This is a genomic window from Streptomyces sp. NPDC005263, from assembly GCF_042872365.1.
GTDB lineage: Bacteria > Actinomycetota > Actinomycetes > Streptomycetales > Streptomycetaceae > Streptomyces.
Window position 1 is genome coordinate 311,602 of record NZ_JBIAKJ010000003.1, and the last position, 17,983, is coordinate 329,584.

15 protein-coding genes and 1 riboswitch are annotated in these 17,983 nt (G+C 69.5%); of the genes, 9 read left to right on the forward strand and 6 right to left on the reverse strand.

Annotation, left to right across the window (positions count from 1 at the left end; translation table 11 throughout):
* Positions 1-18 precede the first annotated feature (18 nt).
* Complete coding sequence (locus ACFYRY_RS15060) at positions 19-261, reverse strand: hypothetical protein (protein ID WP_389144453.1); 243 nt, start codon at positions 259-261, stop codon at positions 19-21.
* Positions 248-1,789, reverse strand: a complete 1,542-nt coding sequence (locus ACFYRY_RS15065) for a PspC domain-containing protein (RefSeq protein WP_389144456.1) — start codon at positions 1,787-1,789, stop codon at positions 248-250. Before ACFYRY_RS15065 ends, ACFYRY_RS15060 begins: the two co-directional genes overlap by 14 nt.
* A gap of 188 nt (positions 1,790-1,977) precedes the next feature.
* On the opposite strand from ACFYRY_RS15065, the gene ACFYRY_RS15070 reads away from it, so the two are divergent.
* The 5 genes from ACFYRY_RS15070 to ACFYRY_RS15090 all read left to right on the forward strand — a co-directional run bounded on the left by ACFYRY_RS15070 (position 1,978) and on the right by ACFYRY_RS15090 (position 9,485).
* Positions 1,978-3,267: a PspC domain-containing protein gene (locus ACFYRY_RS15070; RefSeq protein ID WP_389144459.1), complete on the forward strand. Its 1,290-nt coding sequence runs from the start codon at positions 1,978-1,980 to the stop codon at positions 3,265-3,267.
* A complete protein-coding gene (locus ACFYRY_RS15075; RefSeq protein WP_389144462.1) occupies positions 3,264-4,010 on the forward strand; it encodes a LuxR C-terminal-related transcriptional regulator in 747 nt (248 codons plus the stop codon). The genes ACFYRY_RS15070 and ACFYRY_RS15075 overlap by 4 nt, the downstream gene beginning before the upstream one ends.
* A gap of 87 nt (positions 4,011-4,097) precedes the next feature.
* On the forward strand, positions 4,098-5,351 hold the full coding sequence (locus ACFYRY_RS15080; protein ID WP_389144465.1) for an ATP/GTP-binding protein: 1,254 nt from the start codon (positions 4,098-4,100) through the stop codon (positions 5,349-5,351).
* The gene (locus ACFYRY_RS15085; protein ID WP_389144468.1) at positions 5,351-6,067 is read left to right on the forward strand and encodes an RloB family protein; all 717 of its coding nucleotides are present in this window, start codon (positions 5,351-5,353) and stop codon (positions 6,065-6,067) included. The genes ACFYRY_RS15080 and ACFYRY_RS15085 overlap by 1 nt, the downstream gene beginning before the upstream one ends.
* A gap of 31 nt (positions 6,068-6,098) precedes the next feature.
* Positions 6,099-9,485 carry an N-6 DNA methylase gene (locus ACFYRY_RS15090; RefSeq protein ID WP_389144470.1) on the forward strand — a complete coding sequence of 1,129 codons (3,387 nt, stop codon included), beginning with the start codon at positions 6,099-6,101 and terminating at the stop codon, positions 9,483-9,485.
* A 15-nt stretch (positions 9,486-9,500) separates the two neighbouring features.
* Here ACFYRY_RS15090 and ACFYRY_RS15095 read toward each other — a convergent pair whose 3' ends face one another.
* Positions 9,501-9,719 carry an ATP-binding protein gene (locus ACFYRY_RS15095; RefSeq protein ID WP_389144474.1) on the reverse strand — a complete coding sequence of 73 codons (219 nt, stop codon included), beginning with the start codon at positions 9,717-9,719 and terminating at the stop codon, positions 9,501-9,503.
* 139 nt (positions 9,720-9,858) lie between these two features.
* Positions 9,859-10,923 carry an NlpC/P60 family protein gene (locus ACFYRY_RS15100; protein ID WP_389144477.1) on the reverse strand — a complete coding sequence of 355 codons (1,065 nt, stop codon included), beginning with the start codon at positions 10,921-10,923 and terminating at the stop codon, positions 9,859-9,861.
* Positions 10,924-11,385: 462 nt separating this feature from the next.
* Here ACFYRY_RS15100 and ACFYRY_RS15105 point away from each other — a divergent pair, with 462 nt between their 5' ends.
* The 3 genes from ACFYRY_RS15105 to ACFYRY_RS15115 all read left to right on the forward strand — a co-directional run bounded on the left by ACFYRY_RS15105 (position 11,386) and on the right by ACFYRY_RS15115 (position 12,531).
* Positions 11,386-11,745, forward strand: coding sequence for a serine hydrolase (locus ACFYRY_RS15105; RefSeq protein ID WP_389144480.1), 360 nt, complete (start codon positions 11,386-11,388; stop codon positions 11,743-11,745).
* Positions 11,746-11,801: 56 nt separating this feature from the next.
* Positions 11,802-12,062, forward strand: a complete 261-nt coding sequence (locus ACFYRY_RS15110) for a hypothetical protein (RefSeq protein WP_389144483.1) — start codon at positions 11,802-11,804, stop codon at positions 12,060-12,062.
* Between the two features lie 115 nt (positions 12,063-12,177).
* Complete coding sequence (locus ACFYRY_RS15115; protein WP_389144486.1) at positions 12,178-12,531, forward strand: hypothetical protein; 354 nt, start codon at positions 12,178-12,180, stop codon at positions 12,529-12,531.
* Here the strand turns inward: ACFYRY_RS15115 and ACFYRY_RS15120 are convergent.
* Both ACFYRY_RS15120 and ACFYRY_RS15125 read right to left on the reverse strand, forming a co-directional pair.
* Complete coding sequence (locus tag ACFYRY_RS15120) at positions 12,509-13,555, reverse strand: tellurite resistance/C4-dicarboxylate transporter family protein (RefSeq protein WP_389144489.1); 1,047 nt, start codon at positions 13,553-13,555, stop codon at positions 12,509-12,511. The two genes, ACFYRY_RS15115 and ACFYRY_RS15120, sit on opposite strands and share 23 nt — an antisense overlap.
* A gap of 138 nt (positions 13,556-13,693) precedes the next feature.
* Positions 13,694-14,875 (reverse strand): NlpC/P60 family protein, encoded by a 1,182-nt coding sequence (locus ACFYRY_RS15125; protein WP_389144492.1) that lies wholly within the window; start codon positions 14,873-14,875, stop codon positions 13,694-13,696.
* A gap of 7 nt (positions 14,876-14,882) precedes the next feature.
* Positions 14,883-15,051: riboswitch (cyclic di-AMP (ydaO/yuaA leader) on the reverse strand.
* 437 nt (positions 15,052-15,488) lie between these two features.
* Here ACFYRY_RS15125 and pcrA point away from each other — a divergent pair.
* Positions 15,489-17,975 carry a DNA helicase PcrA gene (gene pcrA, locus ACFYRY_RS15130; protein WP_389144495.1) on the forward strand — a complete coding sequence of 829 codons (2,487 nt, stop codon included), beginning with the start codon at positions 15,489-15,491 and terminating at the stop codon, positions 17,973-17,975.
* Positions 17,976-17,983: the final 8 nt, after the last annotated feature.

Below are 17,983 nucleotides of genomic sequence, written 5' to 3' on the forward strand. Positions count from 1 at the left end.
CCGTAGCCGTGGGGTGGGTCAGTGCGGGGTGTCCGTCGGTGTCCTGGCGGGTTCGGTACGGCCCGCTCCCCGGCGTCTGCGCAGGGTCCGGGTCAGGGAACCGACCGCGCCCGCCAGGAAGAGGCCGACCCCCACCAGCGGGATCACGACGAACCACGGCGTGTCCCAGAGGCCGCCGGCGTCTCCCGCGTAGATGACGCCCGCGAGGGTCAGGAAGGATCCGGCGACCAGCCTCCCGGGCTGGAACTCATGACGCTGCACGGCTCACCTCCGCCTGTCCCACGCCCACCTGGAGGTCGAGGTCGATCGTGCCGGTGTTCCGGACGCCGGGGGCCGGTCTCAGGGTCAGCTGCTTGTACTTGCCCGGCGCCACGTCCACGTCCTTCTGCTGGTCGCCCGGCAACTGGATGTCACCCACTCCCACGTCGATGTGCAGCACCACCGTCATGTCCGGCGGCACGATCACCCGCACCCGGCCCACCCCCACCTCGACCTCCGACTCCGTCGCCCGTCCCTGGGCGAGCCGCAGCCGGGTCAGATCCAGGGTCCCGACGCCGGTCCCCAGGTTGTACTTCCGCTGTAGATCGGCCGCCGCGGCGGGACGCCACGTTGTGCGCATCCACTGCGTGCCGATGTTCTTGGGCAGCGCGGCCGAGCCCGCCAGCAGGGCGGCCGTGACGATCGCCACGAAGACCGACCCCGCGCCCGTCCGCCCCCGGAAGGCGCTGACCGCGATGCCGACGCCGAGCACGGCGAGCGCGCAGGCCAGACCGGTCTGCAGGCTCGTGCCGAGCGGCTGTTCCTCCCAGGTCGTCCCGGTGCCGAGTCCGGCCGCGAGGAGGGCGAAGAGGAAGACCCAGCCGCCGATCCCGCGGCGACCGCGCGGTGCGGCCGATCGCGTGGGCGGGGTGCGGATGTCCTGGCCGTCGGCCCGTGCGGTGCCGAGGCTGATGTTGACGGCCGCGGCGATGTCCCGGTCGTGGGAGTCCCCCGGACCCCACAGATAGCCCGTGCCGCCCACATGGGTGCCGTCCTTGACGATGGGGTCCCGCCACCAGGACGGGTAGGCGGCGGGCACCGGCGGCGCCTGGGCCTCCGGCGGGGCGTCGGCGACGGCCTGCGCGGCCAGCGGGTCCGTGTCGGGCGCGCCGCGGTGCCGTGACCAGTAGCCGGCACCGGCGAGGAGCAGCGAGACGATGACGGCGAAGGTCAGCACACTGCCGTTGTTCAGCAGCGTCAGGAACACCCCGCACCCGACCAGCGCGAACAGTACGGCCGTCAGTGCCTGGCCGTCGACGCGGCCGGTGAGCAGCTTGCGGACCTCGTTCTCGTCCTCGTCGTCGAACGGGACGAAGAGCCACACGAAGCCGTAGAAGAGGAGGCCGATGCCGCCGGTGGCGGAGAGCACCGCGAGGGTGATCCGGAAGATCACCGGATCCATGTCGCACTGCCGTCCGAGCCCGGAGCAGACCCCGGCGAGCATCTTGTGCCGACGGTCGCGCCGGAACCTGCGGGGAAGCTCGGGGGCGACGGGGTCGCCGGGGGCGGCGGGAGTGCCAGGGGCGACGGGAGTGCCATCGGCGGCGAGCGGCCCGGCCGGGCCCGCCCCATCAGCCCTGCCCGTCCCTCCACCCGTCCCTGCACCCGCCCCTCCACCCGCACCGCGCTCCGTCGGCGCGCCCGCCTGCCCGTGCGCGCGCGGTGCCTGGTCCGCGGCGGCCGCGGGACCGGCGTCGGACGCGGTGCCCTGGTCGGGCACGGCGTCCGCGGCGTGCTGGTGCTCTGTCATGTGTCCATGGTGACGGGCGAGCCCCCGCAGCGGCAGTCGGTACGACCCTGGCCGGACCCTGATATCGCCCCTGAGCCGATGCCCGGGAGGCGTTCGACGGGCCCGACAGGCGGAGCCGTCGAAGATCAGGGGCGTCTCGGGGGACAACCCTGATGCCCCGGGCCTCCCGTCGTGTGACGATCGTTGCCATGCCGGAAGCCGCAGCAGCGCCCCTCGTCGAACCGCGGCCGCCGCGCAAGCTCTACCGCAGCAGTGACGGACGCTGGCTCGGTGGCGTGGCGCGGGGGCTCGCCGGTCACCTCGGGCTGCCCGTGATCTGGGTGCGGCTGGTCTTCGTCGGCCTGTTCATGGCGGACGGCCTCGGAGCCCTGCTGTACGCCGCGTTCTGGTTCTTCGTACCCCTCGGCGTCGGCGGCGTCGGAGGGCAGAAGCCGCCGTCCCTCGTCACCACCGAGACCCTCTCGGACGGCCGCCGCAGACTGGTCGCCCGCAGACCGGACAAGGGCCAGATCGTGGCCCTGCTCCTCATGGTCGTCGTGGCCATGGTCTTCGTGGGCAACGTGAACCTCGGCAACGGCGCGAAGGCGTATCTGTGGCCGATGGTTCTGGTCGGCGCGGGCGTCGCCCTGGTCTGGCGGCAGGCGGACAACGCCCGACGGGCCCGCTGGGCGGAGGTCGGCCGCCGTCGGCGCACGCTCACCCTGCTGCGCGCGGGCGGAGGTGTCCTGCTCGTCACCGCCGGGGTCTCCGGCATCTTCGTCCTGCAGGGCTCCGCCGCCCACCTCGGCTCGGTCCTCCAGGCGGCCCTCGCGGTCCTCGTCGGGATCACGCTCCTCGCCGGCCCGTACCTCGTGCGCATGACCCAGGACCTCTCCGAGGAGCGCCTGATGCGCATCCGCGCCCAGGAACGCGCCGAGGTGGCCGCGCACGTCCACGACTCGGTGCTGCACACCCTGACCCTGATCCAGCGCAACGCGGAGAACGCGGGCGAGGTGCGGCGCCTGGCCCGCGCCCAGGAGCGCGACCTGCGCACCTGGCTCTACAAACCCGAGGGCACCGGCAAGGACGAGGCCGACGAGCCCACCACCCTCGCCGACGCGGTGCGGCGCAACGCGGCGGAGGTCGAGGACAAGCACGGCGTCCCCATCGAGGTCGTGGTCGTCTCCGACTGCCCCCTCGACGACAAGATCGGCGCACAGATGCAGGCAGCGCGCGAGGCTATGGTGAACGCGGCGAAGTACGGTGGCGAGGGCGGCGCCGTCCAGGTCTTCGCCGAAGTCGAGGGAAAGACGGTCTTCGTGTCCGTCCGCGACCGCGGCCCCGGCTTCGACCTCGACTCGATACCCGCCGACCGTATGGGCGTCAGAGAATCGATCATCGGCCGCATGGAGCGCAACGGGGGCACGGCGCGACTGCGCGCGGTGCCGGACGGCGGCACGGAGGTCGAGCTGGAGATGGAGAGGGCGGAGACGTCATGAGCGACCCGACCGAGGAGAACGGCACGGCGGGAGCGGCGGAGGCGGCCGCGTCCACGACAGCCTCCGGCGCGGGCGTGGACGCGCGGCACGTGCGTGTGGTCCTCGTCGACGACCACCGCATGTTCCGGACGGGCGTCCAGGCCGAGATCGGCCGGACCGAGGAGACCGGCGTCGAGGTCGTCGGCGAGGCCGCGGACGTCGACCAGGCGGTCACGGTCATCACCGCGACCCGCCCCGAGGTGGTCCTCCTCGACGTCCACCTGCCGGGCGGCGGCGGCGTCGAAGTCCTGCGCCGCTGCGCCCCGTTGATGGCCGACGCCGAACAGCCCGTACGCTTCCTGGCACTGTCCGTCTCGGACGCGGCGGAGGACGTGATCGGCGTGATCCGCGGCGGCGCCCGGGGATACGTCACCAAGACGATCACCGGCACGGACCTGGTCAACTCCGTCTTCCGCGTCCAGGAGGGCGACGCGGTCTTCTCCCCACGGCTGGCCGGCTTCGTCCTCGACGCCTTCGCCTCCACCGACGCCCCGCCCGTCGACGAGGACCTCGACCGCCTCACCCAGCGCGAACGCGAGGTCCTGCGCCTGATCGCCCGCGGCTACGCCTACAAGGAGATCGCCAAGCAGCTCTTCATCTCCGTCAAGACCGTCGAGTCCCACGTCTCGGCGGTCCTCAGGAAGCTCCAGCTGTCCAACCGGCACGAGCTGACGCGGTGGGCTACGGCGCGGCGGCTGGTGTGACCCGGCGGCGACCGGGACCGGTGTGACCGTCCTGCGGGCGGGTGCGCGATCACGCGGATACCCTGTGCGCGACGAGAGGAGGACAGCGTGCTGCTGAGATTCCGTGTGGCGAATGTGCGGTCGCTGCGCGACGAGCAGGAGCTGTCCTTCGTCGTGCCCCAGGGCGAGGAGTCGGACGCGGCACGCGTGCTCACCCTGTCCGACGGGAAGTCGCTCCAGGTCTATCCGGTGCTCGGCATTTTCGGGGCGAACGCCTCCGGCAAGTCGAACGTCATCGTCGCGCTCAAGAAGATGAAGGAAGCGGTTCTCGGGTCGTACGCACAGTGGACTTCGTACCAGGGAATTCCTCGCGACGAGTTCGCTCTCGATCCCAAGTCGGTGGCCGAGAGCACGTTCTACGAAGCCGATTTCGTTCTGGATGACGGGGTTCGATGGACTTACGGATTCGAACTCGGCTCGAAGAGAGTGGAGTCCGAGTGGCTCCACGCGTATCCCAAAGGGCGCCGTCAGGTGTGGCTCGACCGGGACGCCACGCGGGAGAACGCCTTCGAGTTCCCGGGCGACCGTATCCAGGACCGTGCACTGCTCGCCCGCAGCACCCGCCCGAACGCGCTCCTGCTGAGCAGGGCGGCCAACGACAACCACCCTCAACTCACCAGAATCTACGAGTGGTTCAACCAAAACCTCTGGGACGTCACGCCGGAGACCGAGCGGTCGCAGCGTGAAGCGTACACCGCCCGGGAACTACTCAAAGAGAATGTCCGCGACCGTATTGAGGAACTGCTCCGCGTCGCTGATCTGGGTATTCGGGGTGTGGAAGTTGAGCAGCGGGCGGGGCACAGTCCCCGGGTGCGATTGCTCCACGGAAGCGACTCGGGTGAGCCCGTCGCCTTCGACTGGCACCATGAATCATTCGGTACCCGTTCGTGGTTCGCGCTGATCGGGCCCCTTCTGCTCGCCCTGGACAAGGGCGCCGTCCTGCTCATCGACGAACTTGACGCCAGTCTCCACCCGCGTTTCGCGGCCGAAGTCGTGCGGCTCTTCCAGGCCCCCTGGGTCAACACCAAGGGGGCGCAGCTCGTCTTCACCTCTCATGACCCGTCGCTTCTCAAGAGTCCCAGAGGCGGGCGTCCCCTCGAACCTGGACAGATCTGGCTGACGGAGAAGGACGACAGCGGGGCCACGGATCTCTATCCACTCAGCGATGCCGACCCCGGGCCCGAGGAGGATCTGAGCGACTCGTATCTCGCGGGCGCCTTCGGCGCCGTTCCGCGGGTGACCCAAGGGCAGATCGGCCGCAGAGTACTGACAGCACTGGCAGGGGAGGCAGAGCGTTCCTGATGGCGAGGGTCAAGGGGCGGGACAGTGTCGGCCGGAGCAAGAAGCCGCGGTTGGGGGACAGGCCACGTGAGGTCTACATCTTCACGGAGGGCGAGGTCACCGAGCCGGAGTTCATCGAGCATGTGATGGCGCACGGAACCCGTGCACGGGCGGACCACCACGTGAGTCACTACATCGAGAACGCCGCAGTCTCGTCCAGCCGCCGCAAGCCGCTGCCTCTGGTGGAAGACGCCATCGGCAAACTGGCCGAGGCCGAGAAGGCGGCGAGAAGAGCCGGGTTGAAGTCCGAGGACTGGAACTGGCCACAGGTGTGGTGTCTCTTCGACAGGGATCAGCACCGCGACATTCCCACGGCTTTCGCACGGGCCAAGAAGGCGGGAGTGCGTGTGGCGTACTCGCACCCGTGTTTCGAGCTGTGGCGTCTGCTGCACTACCAGAACTACACGAGCACCTTCGGCGGTGTCTGCGGCGGCGCCGCGAGCCGCCTCAAGCAGCAGGCCGGCTTTGCCGGGTCGTACGGAACCCATACTCGGGCGGTTTCCGCGGAGGATGCCAAACGGGTCAAGCCGGGCCAGCTGGAGGGGAATTACCAGAAGGCCCGCCAGTACGCGCAGAAGATCAACGCGACGCACACAGGGCCGGACCAGACCCGATGGGACCCATATACCGACGTATGGCGTCTGATCGAGGACGGTCTGAATGTGGTCGACTACTGAGTAGTCAGTTCAGGGGGGTGTGTCGTACATCATGGCCAAGCTCACGCTCGCGCAGCTGGAACGCCATCTGTTCGCTGCGGCGGACATTCTGCGGGGCACGATGGATTCCGCAGAGTACCGCGAAATCATCCTTGCGTTCCTCTTTCTCAAGCGGGCCAACGACGAGTTCGAGGCCGCTCGTGAAGTCATCGTCAAGGACCGGCTCGCGGCAGGTGACACCAGGGAGGAAGCGGAGGAGCAGGCGGAGCGGTACGAGAACTACCGCTCTCGCGGTGTTGTCTTCGTCCCGGCGGAGGCCCGTTGGAAGCGGCTGGCCGGAGCCGTGGACAACGTGGCTGCCCAATATCTTCAGCCGGCCCTGGACGCGCTTGAGCACCAGCACGCCAGTGGTGACCTCAGAGGTCTCCTGTTCTCTGTGAATTTCGGTCGTTTCGGCACGAGAGGTGCCGCGCTCGCCCTGGCCGACAAGAGGTTGGTCGCGCTCATCGACCATTTCGGCAGGGTCCGGCTGCGCGACGCGGACCTGGCGTTCCCGGGTCTGATCGGTGCCGCGTACGAGTACCTGATCAAGGCTTTCGCGGACTCTGCCGGCAGCAGGGGCGGCGAGTTCTACACTCCGAGGTCAGTCGTCCGCCTGATGGTCGAGCTGGCCCGACCGCAGGGCGGGATGCGCGTCTACGACCCCTGCGTGGGCACCGGCGGAATGCTCGTCCAGGCGATGGAATACGTCGATGAGCACGGGGGCGACTCGGGCGAACTGTTCCTGGCCGGTCAGGACGCCAACAGTGGCTCCTGGGGCATGGCCACCATGAACATGCTCTTCCACGGTGCCAGATCCTTCTCCCTGAAGACCGGCGATACCCTCACCGACCCCCGCCACGAGGAGCGGGACTTCGACCTGGTGCTCAGCAACCCGCCGTTCTCCATGGACTACCAGCGGGCCGAGATTCCGGACCTGTACGCACGCATGCCGTACGGCCAGACCTCCGAGCGGGGCAAGGCCGACCTGATGTTCCTCCAGCACATGCTGGACATGGTGCGACAACGTGGTGGCTCGGTCTTCACGGTCATGCCGCACGGCGTGCTGTTTCGTGGGGGCGGAGAGAAAGACATTCGCGCGGAACTGCTGCGGCACGATCTGATCGAAGCAGTCATAGGCCTTGCGCCCAACCTGTTCTACGGGACCGGGATCCCGGCCTGTGTGATGGTGCTGCGGGCGCCCGGGCAGAAGGCCCCGGAGCGGCGCGGCAAAGTGCTGTTCATCAACGCGGACCGCGAGTTCCAGGCGGGGCGTGCGCAGAACGTACTGCTGCCCGAACATGTCGAGAGGATCGTCTCCGCCTTCCAGGACTTCAAAAACATCGACGGATTCGCACGTGTCGTGTCGGGCGAGGAGCTCAAGGACAGCGCTTTCAACCTCGACATGGGCAGATACGTCGACAGCTCCCCGCCCTCCGAGCCACAGGATGTTCGGGCGCACCTGGTGGGTGGCGTTCCGGTCGCTGAAATCGAGGTCCGGAGGCCACTGCTCGACGCGTACGGCATCGAGGTGCGGGACCTGTTCGCGGTGCGTGAGCACGACCCTGCATATGTCGACTTCCTGCCCGAGGACGAGAGGCCTGACGCCGCGCGGCTGGCGGAACTGGCGAGCGGTCAGGAGCAGAGGTTGTGGGCCGCGTTCGAGGAGTTCTGGCGGTCCGAAGTGGACCGGATCGAGGCGCTTGGGCCGAGTGGGACCGACCGTCGTTCGGAGCGTGAGCGCGAGACGCAACTGGCGGAACTGCGCGTCGGCTTGATCGAGAATTTCGAACACCGACTGCACATGGATGGGCTACTGGAGCGTCACGTACTGGCGGGCGCGGTCTCTGACTGGTGGCGCGACGTCAAAAACGATCTAGAAGTGCTTTCGATCAACGGATTCGAAGGTGTGGTGGACGGCTGGGTCGTTGAGGTGCAGACGATGCTCACCCCCGGTGCGCCGGAGCTGTGGGCGGAGGGCGGGGCTCGTGCCGGTACGGCCGCGGAGCGTCGTCGTCAGGCGTACGACCACAAGGTGGTGGCCGCTCTCGCCCCTGATTTTCTGGAGGAGCTGGCCGTAGCCGAGCGCGCGTACGGCGAGTTGGCCCGTGAGGTGAAGGCGGCGCGGGAGACGGAGGCCGCACTGACGGCAGCGAGGGCCGTGGCGGAGGCAGGGACCTCTGAGGAGGGCGACGAGGACGGCGAGATCGACCCCGAGTTGGTCAAGGCGGCCCTCGGCCCGGCCGAGATGCGGGAGCTGAACCGACGGCGGGCTGCGGCGAGGAAAGCCGTCACGGCATTGGAAGACGATTTCTGGCCCTTGCCCACGAAGGGAAAATCGCAGCGTGCCACGGCCATGGGCGGGCCACCGCATGCGGCGGATCAGGCGCGTCCTCCGCGCCTTGAGCGTGCACACCGCGCGTTGACCGCGGCGGCCGGAGCGCGGAGCGTTGTCCTCCGCATCCTGAGGGCCGGGATGGCGAACAGACTGGAGGAGCTCGTCAGACTGAGACGCCGCGAGCTCGTCAGGTGTTATGAGAGGTGGCAGGAGAAGTACGGGCTCTCCTTCCGCGAGATCGAGAACCAGCTGTACGGGACCTCGGAAGGCGTGGCCCAGAACAACCCCTGGTCCCAGAGTCGCGCCTGGAACCTCACGGTGGACAGCGCCCGCAGTGAGGAGGGACGACAGCAGATCAGGGCTGTTGTCCATGACCTGATCGATGCGGAGAAGTTCACCGAGGCGGCCTTGGCCAAGCTGGAGTTCGACGAACTGATCGCGCCGCTCGCGGTGTTGGCGCCCGGTGCGGCAGAGATGCACGGTGTGAAGCGCTGTCCGCTGGGCGACGCGGTCGTCTCCGTGCGCGCTGGTGGCTGGTCGCGTGCCGACGAGACGGCGGACGGGATACCTGTCATCGGCGGGGGCAACCTCACCGATGACGGGCTCGACCTGTCCCGGCTCCGCAGACTCGGACCCGACTCCGCCGCCGAGGCAGTGCCATTGCTGCAACCGGGGGATGTTCTTCTGAGCACCGACACCGCGGGGGAGACGCTGCGGGTCGCCGTCTGGCAAGGGCAATTGCCTCGCGCGACACACGGTTCTCAGGTCCTCTGTCTCAAGCCCCGTGCCACTCGGCTCTCCCCTCATTACCTGGCCGCATGGCTGAGGCTGCCCCAGGTCCAGCGCCGGATCAACGGAGTGGCACGGTACTCGGCCGTGGGACCGACGGTCCTCAACGCGACCCGGCTGCTCGACGTGGAGATAGAGCTACCGAGCATGACCGACCAGCGGAGCCTGAGCCGGCAGGCCGAAGCGCTGCACGAACAGAGGCAAGTACGGCAGCGTCAGCTCGCCAAACTGCGTCTGATCAGAGGAACGTTGACGAAGGTGCTCACCGACTGAGCGGGCAGGGCGTTTTCAGCAGGCGAGTTCGAACCAGACCGTCTTGCCGATCCCGCCCTCACGGAGTTCTGTGCCCCAGGCGTCCGCCAATGCGGCGACCAGCGTCAGGCCCCGGCCGGATTCGTCGCCCGGTGCGGCCTGCCGGGGCTCGGGGACGGTGCAGGTCGCTGACCAGGTGTGCGGGGCGGGAGGGAAGCTTGTTGCGGCCCGGGAGTACCTGAAACCGGAGCACATTCGGGCCTCAATGGGCCACTCGTCTTGCTGGAGACGTCAGAGCACGAGCACCTTGGGTACGAAGAGGGGCAGACGACAGGTCCTCGACGCCAGAGCCCCGTGCTTCGGGCGCCGAGACCTCGCCGCACGTCACGCCCCCTCACCCCACCCGCGTAGCCCCCGCGAACGGCATCTGGTCGATCGGGGCCAGGCGTACCGGTGCCGACGGGTTCGGGGCGTGGATCATCTGGCCGTTGCCGACGTAGAGGCCGACGTGGCTGATGCCGGAGTAGAAGAACACCAGGTCGCCGGGGAGGAGTTCGGAGCGGGAGACGCGTTGGCCGGCGCCGATCTGGGCGTAGGTCGTGCGGGGCAGGGAGACGCCCGCGGAGCGGTACGCGGCGAGGATGAGGCCGGAGCAGTCGAAGGCGGCCGGGCCGGTCGCGCCCCAGACGTAGGGGCTGCCCAGCTTGGAGTAGGCGAAGGAGACGGCGGCCGCGGCACGAGAGTTGGGTGCCTCGGAGGTGGCCGTCCCGGTCGCCGGAAGGTGGGCCCGCACGGTGCCGGCGGACCGTGTGGCGCGGGATCCGCCGCCCTCCCCGTACCGGGCTCGTTCCTCGGCGGGCAGCGTGGACAGCAGCCGTCGGGCCGTGCTCAGCTTCCCGTTGATCGTCTCCTTGTGCCGCTTCAGCTCCGCCTGCCGGGACTTCAGCGAGGTCAGCTCGATGTGCGCGGCCCCGCGTAACTGTTCGATCTCCCGAAGCTGTCCGCGGACGGTGGCGACGGAGGTGGCCTGTCGGCTGCCGGCCCGCTCGACGAACTCCGCCCCGTCGAGGTACTGGTCGGGATCGTCGGACAGCGCGAGCTGCAGCGCGGGATCCAGGCCGCCGTCGCGGTACTGCGCCCTGGCCATCGAACCCAGCGACTCCCGCGCCGAGTTCAGCTTCTCCGTCCGGCGCGCCGCCTCGTCCCGCAGCGTCGAGAGGCGCTGCTCCGCGCTGTCCGCCTTCTCCTTGGCTCCGTTGTACTTCTCGGTCGCGACCTCCGCCTCCTGGTACAGCTTGTCCACCTTCGCCTTGACCTGCGCGGGCGTCAGCTGGGGCTCGGCGTGTCCGGTCCCGTCGAAACCCGTCGCCGTCGCCGCGCCCGCGAGGGCGATCGTCGCCGCCGTGCGGGCCGTGGTGCCGCCGATCGAACGGTGCCGGGGCTTGCGGTGCGCTGCCAACTGGACTGCACGTCCTTTCGTACGACCGCCTCATCCGTACGAACGCCAAGCGGAGCGGACGTACGGCCGCCCGGGGGCGGATGACGCGTCCGGCGGCACCCCGCACAGGGGAAGCGGGCCGCCGCCGGACCTTCTCGGCGGTGGTGGCCGACTGCCGCCCCTGGCCCGGGCGGCGGTGGGGAGCCGGTCACCTGGTGAAGGACGCTAAACCTGAGCGTGACGGGGTGGTAACGGGAAGTACGGAAGTGCCGCGAGCAGACCTTCTGGTGACCGTATGTGACCGCAATCCGCCGTAGGCGCCGTCTACTTCACGCAGAGCGATGACCGATGAGGGAAATCGGCAGCCGAGGGGAGCATCCAGCTGCTATGGCCGCATATATGCAAGATCCGGTCCATCAGGTCGGGCCTCAGGGGGCGGCCCAGGAGTGCGATCAACCGGCGCGACGGTATGTCCCCGGGCTGATGCCCGACACCTACGACCGCGTCACCGTACGCCAGCTCCTCGACCACACGAGCGGCCTGCCCAAGCCCGCCGCGACCCCCGGCCCCGCCGACGGGCAGGGATGGTGGCTGAAGTCGGTGACGCCTCAGGAATTCCTCCGCGCCTCGTTCGCCGAGGCCACAGGCACGGCGCCGGCTCCCGGTTCGGAGCAGCAGTACAACGGCCTCAACTCCTTCGTCCTCGGTCTGATCGTCGAGGAAGTCACCGGCCGGCCGTTCGCGCGCGAACTGGAGCGACGGATCATCCGGCCGCTGCGTCTGCGCCACACCAGCCTGCACGCTGCCGACGACCCGACGATCCCTTCGCGGACCGCTTCCTGACGGCGCTGTTCCGGGGCCGCCTGCTTCCGCCAGCCCAGCAGAAGCTGGTGTTCGACGTGCCGAAGGTGAGGGGCAGCGCCACCAACACGAGCTGCTCCGGCCCGGCGGCCTGCTTCAGCATCGGCGGGCTGATGCGTCACCAGCTCCCGAACGGCGAGTACGCATGGGGCAAGACGGGCTCCCGCCCCGGCTGGGACAACGGGTTCTTCGCGACCAGGGACCTCAGCCACCGCGTGGTGTACTCCCTGAACCCGACGGGGAGTGGCTCCGACCTCGCGCACATCACGGCGATCGTCGACACCGCGCTCGCGGACTGACGACGGGAGAATCGGCGGAGGAGGGAGGGAGACCCGCGGCCGGCGACCGTGATCAAATGCATGGCGCCCATGGCAGTGCCGATGGTCCACAAGGCCGCGATTAGGCTCCAGCCTCATGGACATACTCATCCATCTCTTCGTCGGCCTGCACATCATCGGCATCGCCTCGCTGCTCGGCGGCTTCCTCACCCAGATGAAGGCGATGGGCCAAGGCACCGCCCGCTTCGTCCCGGCGATGCTGCACGGCGCCCTCACGATGCTGGTCACCGGCGCGATCCTGGTCGGCCTCAACCAGGCCGACGATCAGCACGTCAACAACATCAAGATCGGCGTGAAGCTGGCCCTGCTGATCGTGATCCTCGGGCTGGTCTATGTGAAGCGGGACGACGAGCGGGTGGACAAGAGCATGTTCGGCCTGGTGGGCGCGCTGACCACGGCGAACATCTTCATCGCGGTGCTGTGGACGTGATCGCCGGGCGGTCGGCGGCGTAGGCCGAGCGGACCGCGCCCGCCGCGACGACGGCCCAGACGGCGACCGCGATCCACAGCAGCACCTCTCCCGGCGTCTCGAACGCCGGGACGTCGGCGGCGGAAGAAGTGGCGACGGACAGTGCCGCCGCCGCGGTCATACCCATCGGGAACACGGTCGCCCAGCGCCGCACGTCGTAGCGCGGTCGCGGCCACCCCACCTCCGCCACGAGCAGCACGGCGTACCAGGCCAGGTCGAGCACGAGCAGGGCGACCGTGACCGCACGCAGGACACCGCTGTCGTCGTCGTTCCACAGGTTCAGCCGGGCACTGTCGGCGGCCAGCAGCGTCGCCCCGGCGAGAGCCGAGATGGCGAGCGCCCCGCCCGCGACCCACTGGTCGCCCGGGCCTTCGACCACCTGCCGCAGGTCGAAGTGGGCCAGGGCGATGGCGTACACGACCAGCCCCAGCCAGAACAGCACGAGCGCGGTGTGCGCGAGCCAGGCCGCCGTCCCCGCCGCGGCGAGCGTAGCGCCGAGCACCGCGAGCCCCTGCGTGGCCACGCAGCTCAGCAACACCGCCCCGGGCATCCGCCGCCGCCAGTGTCGTACGACGAGGACGAGCAGCACCGGCCACAGCAGCGCCGCCAGCGCCAGTAGCGCCTCGGCGAGGGACTGCCGACCGAGGGCCGAGAACCGGGTGCCGAGCACCGTGGTGGCCGCGACCGAGGTCAGCGCGCCCGGCGTCCCGGCCTCCGCCACCCAGCCGGTCCGCTCCCGCAGCAGCCCCACGGCGAAGTGCGCGGCCAGTCCCAGCCAGCCGACGCAGGCCGACGCCAGGGTGACTTGGGACAGCACCTCGTATTCCGCCAGGTGCAGTCCGACCGACAGGACGCCGGTCGCCATCACAGCGGCTCCCGCCGCCGGGGAGCGCCGCGTCCACCAGGCGCGCAGGAGGGCGCGAGGGGAGCGAGGAGAGGAAGAGGGTGAGGGGCTGGAGGAGGCGCTGGGGGAGGGGCCGGCCATGGGGGCGATGCTAGGAAGCGCGACGCGCGTCGCGAGCGGGGCGCGCACGCGGGCGCGGGGAAAACGCGCGGGCGCAGCACACGGAGGGCCACCCCGCGGCCGGGTGGGGCTCGGCGGGGTGGCCCTTGGCGAGGGGGGTCAGGCCGGTCGTACCACGCTGTAGATCGCCGACTCGCCGTCGTAGTAGATCGACTCCTCGCGGACGTACGCGCCCGGCTTCGGGGCGTGGATCATCATGCCGTTGCCGATGTACATGCCGACGTGGCTGATGTCGTCGTAGAAGAACACCAGGTCACCGGGTTGGGCGGCGGAGAGGGAGACTGTGGTGCCCGCGTTGACCTGGTCGTAGGTGGTGCGCGGGAGGCTGACCCCGGCGGCCTTCCAGGCGGCCTGGGTGAGGCCGGAGCAGTCGTAGGAGCCGGGGCCGGTGGCGCCCCAGACGTACGGCTTGCCGATCTGGGCGCGGGCGAAGGCGAGCGCCTTCTCGGCCTTGGTGGCGTACGTGGCGTCGGACAGGGACGTGGAGCCCGTCGAGGTGGACCCCGACGACGTGGAGCCCGTCGAGGAGCCACTGTCCTGCTGCTGGGCCGCCGCCTCCCGGGCCTTCTGCTCCGCGGCGGCCTGCTGCTGCGCCAGCTCGGCGGCCTTGCGCTCCGCCTCCTGCTGTTTCTTCTCCTCGATCGCGGCGAGCCGCGCCTTCTCCTCGGCGGTCAGCCGCGACAGCAGGGTGCGCGCGTCGGCGAGCTTCTTCTGGACGGTCGACTTGGCCGTCTTCAGGTCGCCCTGCGACTGGGTGAGCTCCTGGAGGCTCTCCGTGGCCTCCCGGCGCTTCTTCATCGTCGCGGACTGCTCGGTGACGTAGTCGTCGACCGCGCCCTTCTCGCGCGTGGTCAGCCGGCTCATCAGCTGGGTCTGGTCGAAGTAGTCCTGCGGGGAGTCCGCGAGCAGGAAGGTCGCGGTGTCGGGTGCGGAGGCGCCGGTGCGGTACTGGGCGGAGGCGAAGGAACCCAGCTCCTCCCGTGCCTCGTTGAGCTTCTGCGTGCGCTGGGCGACGTCTTCGAGGAGGGTGTCGACGCGTTTGCGCTGCTTGCCGGTCTTCTCCTTGGCCGCGTTGTAGGTGTCGGTCGCCGACTCCGCCTGGCGGTACAGGTCGTCGACCTTCTGTTCGACCTCTTCGAGGCTGGGTTTGTCGTCGACGGGCGCGGCCTGCGCCGACTGGGACAGCAGGGCGACGGAGGTGAGGGCCGCCGTGGCGAGGGCGGGGGTCCGTATGCCTGCTACGCGCGTACCCGGGGGACGCGACTTGCGGTGCGACGCCAAGGGAGGCGACTCCTTCCACGTTCCGCCTACCGAGTTAGCTGTCGGGTTCGGGCGGGAGATGCGGAAGGGTTGCCCTACGGCCTTGTCCCAGAGGGAGTCGGGCCGATTCACCCCAAGTTCGGTGGGTCCCCGGTTCCGGTCGCGCGGCGGCGCTGCGGATTCGGCGGAGGCCGCGCGGCCCGGCGGGGTTCGCCGGTGGGGGTCGTACGGCCTGTCCGGCACGGTAGCCAACTGGTGTGGCCGCTGTGAAGGTTGATGTTCGATATGCCCGATACATTTTCGTGACCTTCAGTCAGGACGTCGCCGTTTGTGATGGATTCGGAGAGATCTGCATCGATCTGCAGTGATCTGCGCGATCTGAATGATCTGAATGATGTGTGATGACTTATGCGTATTTCCCGCCTCTCTCCCTGATTGATCGCGGACCGTGACGGCGCGGTCCCACAGGGTGGGGCGGGGCGGTCCCCCGGGGTGGCCGGGACGGTCCCGCAGGTGGAGGGCGCCGGGCGGCCGACCCGGGACGATCCTCGGCGTCCGCGCCCGCCGCCGGATTCCCGCGATGTTCTCGGGGTGGCGGCGGGCTGTCAGTGGGGGGTCCTAGACTCGGAGTGCGATGAGCAGCCTCTTTGATGACAGCTTCCTGGCGCACCTCCAGGCCCCTCGCGGGCACGAGGAGGGCCCCCCGCCGCCGCCCGAGGACGACCACGTAGCGGAGTCCGTTCCGGACGATCTGTTCGGCGGGAAGTTCGACGTGCCGCCGGACCGGGACACCCACTACCGCGACGGCGCCCCGCGTCCGGCGGTGGACCCGGCCGCGCTCCTGGAGGGGCTGAACGAGAACCAGCGCGAGGCCGTCGTGCACGCGGGCGCCCCGCTGCTCATCGTGGCCGGCGCCGGCTCGGGCAAGACCCGTGTGCTCACGCACCGCATCGCCTACCTGCTCGGCCAGCGGAACGTGCACCCGGGCCAGATCCTCGCGATCACCTTCACCAACAAGGCCGCCGGCGAGATGAAGGAGCGCGTCGAGCAGCTCGTCGGCCCGCGCGCGAACGCGATGTGGGTGATGACCTTCCACAGCGCGTGCGTCCGCATCCTGCGCCGGGAGTCGAAGAAGCTGGGCTTCACGTCCTCGTTCTCGATCTACGACGCCGCCGACTCCAAGCGTCTGATGGCCCTGGTCTGCCGCGACCTGGACCTCGACCCCAAGCGCTACCCGCCGAAGTCCTTCAGCGCCAAGATCTCGAACCTGAAGAACGAGCTGATCGACGAGGAGGACTTCGCCGCCCAGGCCGCCGACGGCTTCGAGAAGACCCTCGCCCAGGCCTACGCCATGTACCAGTCGCGGCTGCGTGAGGCGAACGCCCTCGACTTCGACGACCTGATCATGACGACGGTCAACCTGCTGCGCGCCTTCCCGGACGTCGCCGAGCACTACCGCCGCCGCTTCCGGCACGTCCTCGTCGACGAGTACCAGGACACCAACCACGCCCAGTACTCCCTGGTCCGGGAGCTCGTCGGCACCTTTGAGCACCCGGTGGACGTACCGCCCAGCGAGTACGACCTCCAGCCCGCCGAACTGTGCGTGGTGGGTGACGCCGACCAGTCGATCTACGCGTTCCGCGGCGCGACCATCCGCAACATCCTCCAGTTCGAGGAGGACTACCCGGACGCGACGACGATCCTGCTGGAGCAGAACTACCGCTCGACGCAGACGATCCTCACCGCCGCCAACGCGGTCATCGAGCGCAACGAGTCCCGCCGTCCCAAGAACCTCTGGACCAACGCCGGCGCCGGCGCCCGCATCACCGGCTATGTCGCCGACACCGAGCACGACGAGGCCCAGTTCGTCGCCGACGAGATAGACCGCCTCACGGACGCGGGCGACGCGAAGGCCGGCGACGTCGCCGTCTTCTACCGGACCAACGCCCAGTCCCGTGTCTTCGAGGAGATCTTCATCCGGGTCGGCCTGCCCTACAAGGTCGTCGGCGGTGTCCGCTTCTACGAGCGCAAGGAGGTCCGGGACGTCCTGGCCTACCTGCGGGTCCTCGCCAACCCGGAGGACTCGGTGCCGCTGCGCCGGGTCCTGAACGTGCCCAAGCGCGGCATCGGCGAGCGTGCCGAGGCGATGATCGACGCCCTGTCCCAGCGGGAGAAGATCAGCTTCCCGCAGGCGCTGAAGCGGGTCGACGAGGCCTACGGCATGGCGGCGCGCTCCACCAACGCCGTGAAGCGGTTCAACACGCTGATGGAGGACCTCCGTACCGTCGTCGACTCCGGAGCGGGTCCGGCGACCGTCCTGGAGGCGGTGCTCGAACGCACCGGCTACCTCGCCGAGTTGCAGGCCTCCACCGACCCGCAGGACGAGACCCGGATCGAGAACCTCCAGGAACTCGCCGCCGTGGCCCTGGAGTTCGAGCAGGAGACCGCGCAGGGGGAGGCGTCCGGTTCGCTCTCCGACTTCCTGGAGCGGGTGGCCCTGGTCGCCGACTCCGACCAGATCCCCGACGAGGAAGAGGACGGCTCCGGAGTCATCACCCTGATGACCCTGCACACCGCCAAGGGCCTCGAGTTCCCCGTCGTGTTCCTGACCGGCATGGAGGACGGCGTCTTCCCGCACATGCGCGCCCTCGGCCAGACCAAGGAGCTGGAGGAGGAGCGCCGCCTGGCGTACGTCGGCATCACCCGCGCGCGGGAACGGCTGTATCTGACCCGGTCGTCGCTGCGGAGCGCGTGGGGCCAGCCGTCGTACAACCCGCCCTCCCGTTTCCTGGAGGAGATCCCGCCGCAGCACGTCGACTGGAAGCGGACCGGTGCCACGGCACCGGCGTCCTCCGGCCCGGTGTCCGCGGTGGCGGCCTCGCTGTCGTCGTCCCGCTCCCGCTCGTCGGCGTCCGGGGCGTCCGGCTTCGCCACCCGCCGGAGCTCGGAGAAGCCGGTGGTGACGCTGGCGGTCGGGGACCGGGTCACCCACGACCAGTTCGGCCTCGGAACGGTCGTGGCGGTCAAGGGCACCGGCAGCAACGCCGAGGCGACGGTCGACTTCGGTGAGGAGAAGCCGAAGCGACTGCTGCTGCGGTATGCGCCGGTGGAGAAGCTGTAGCTCTCATG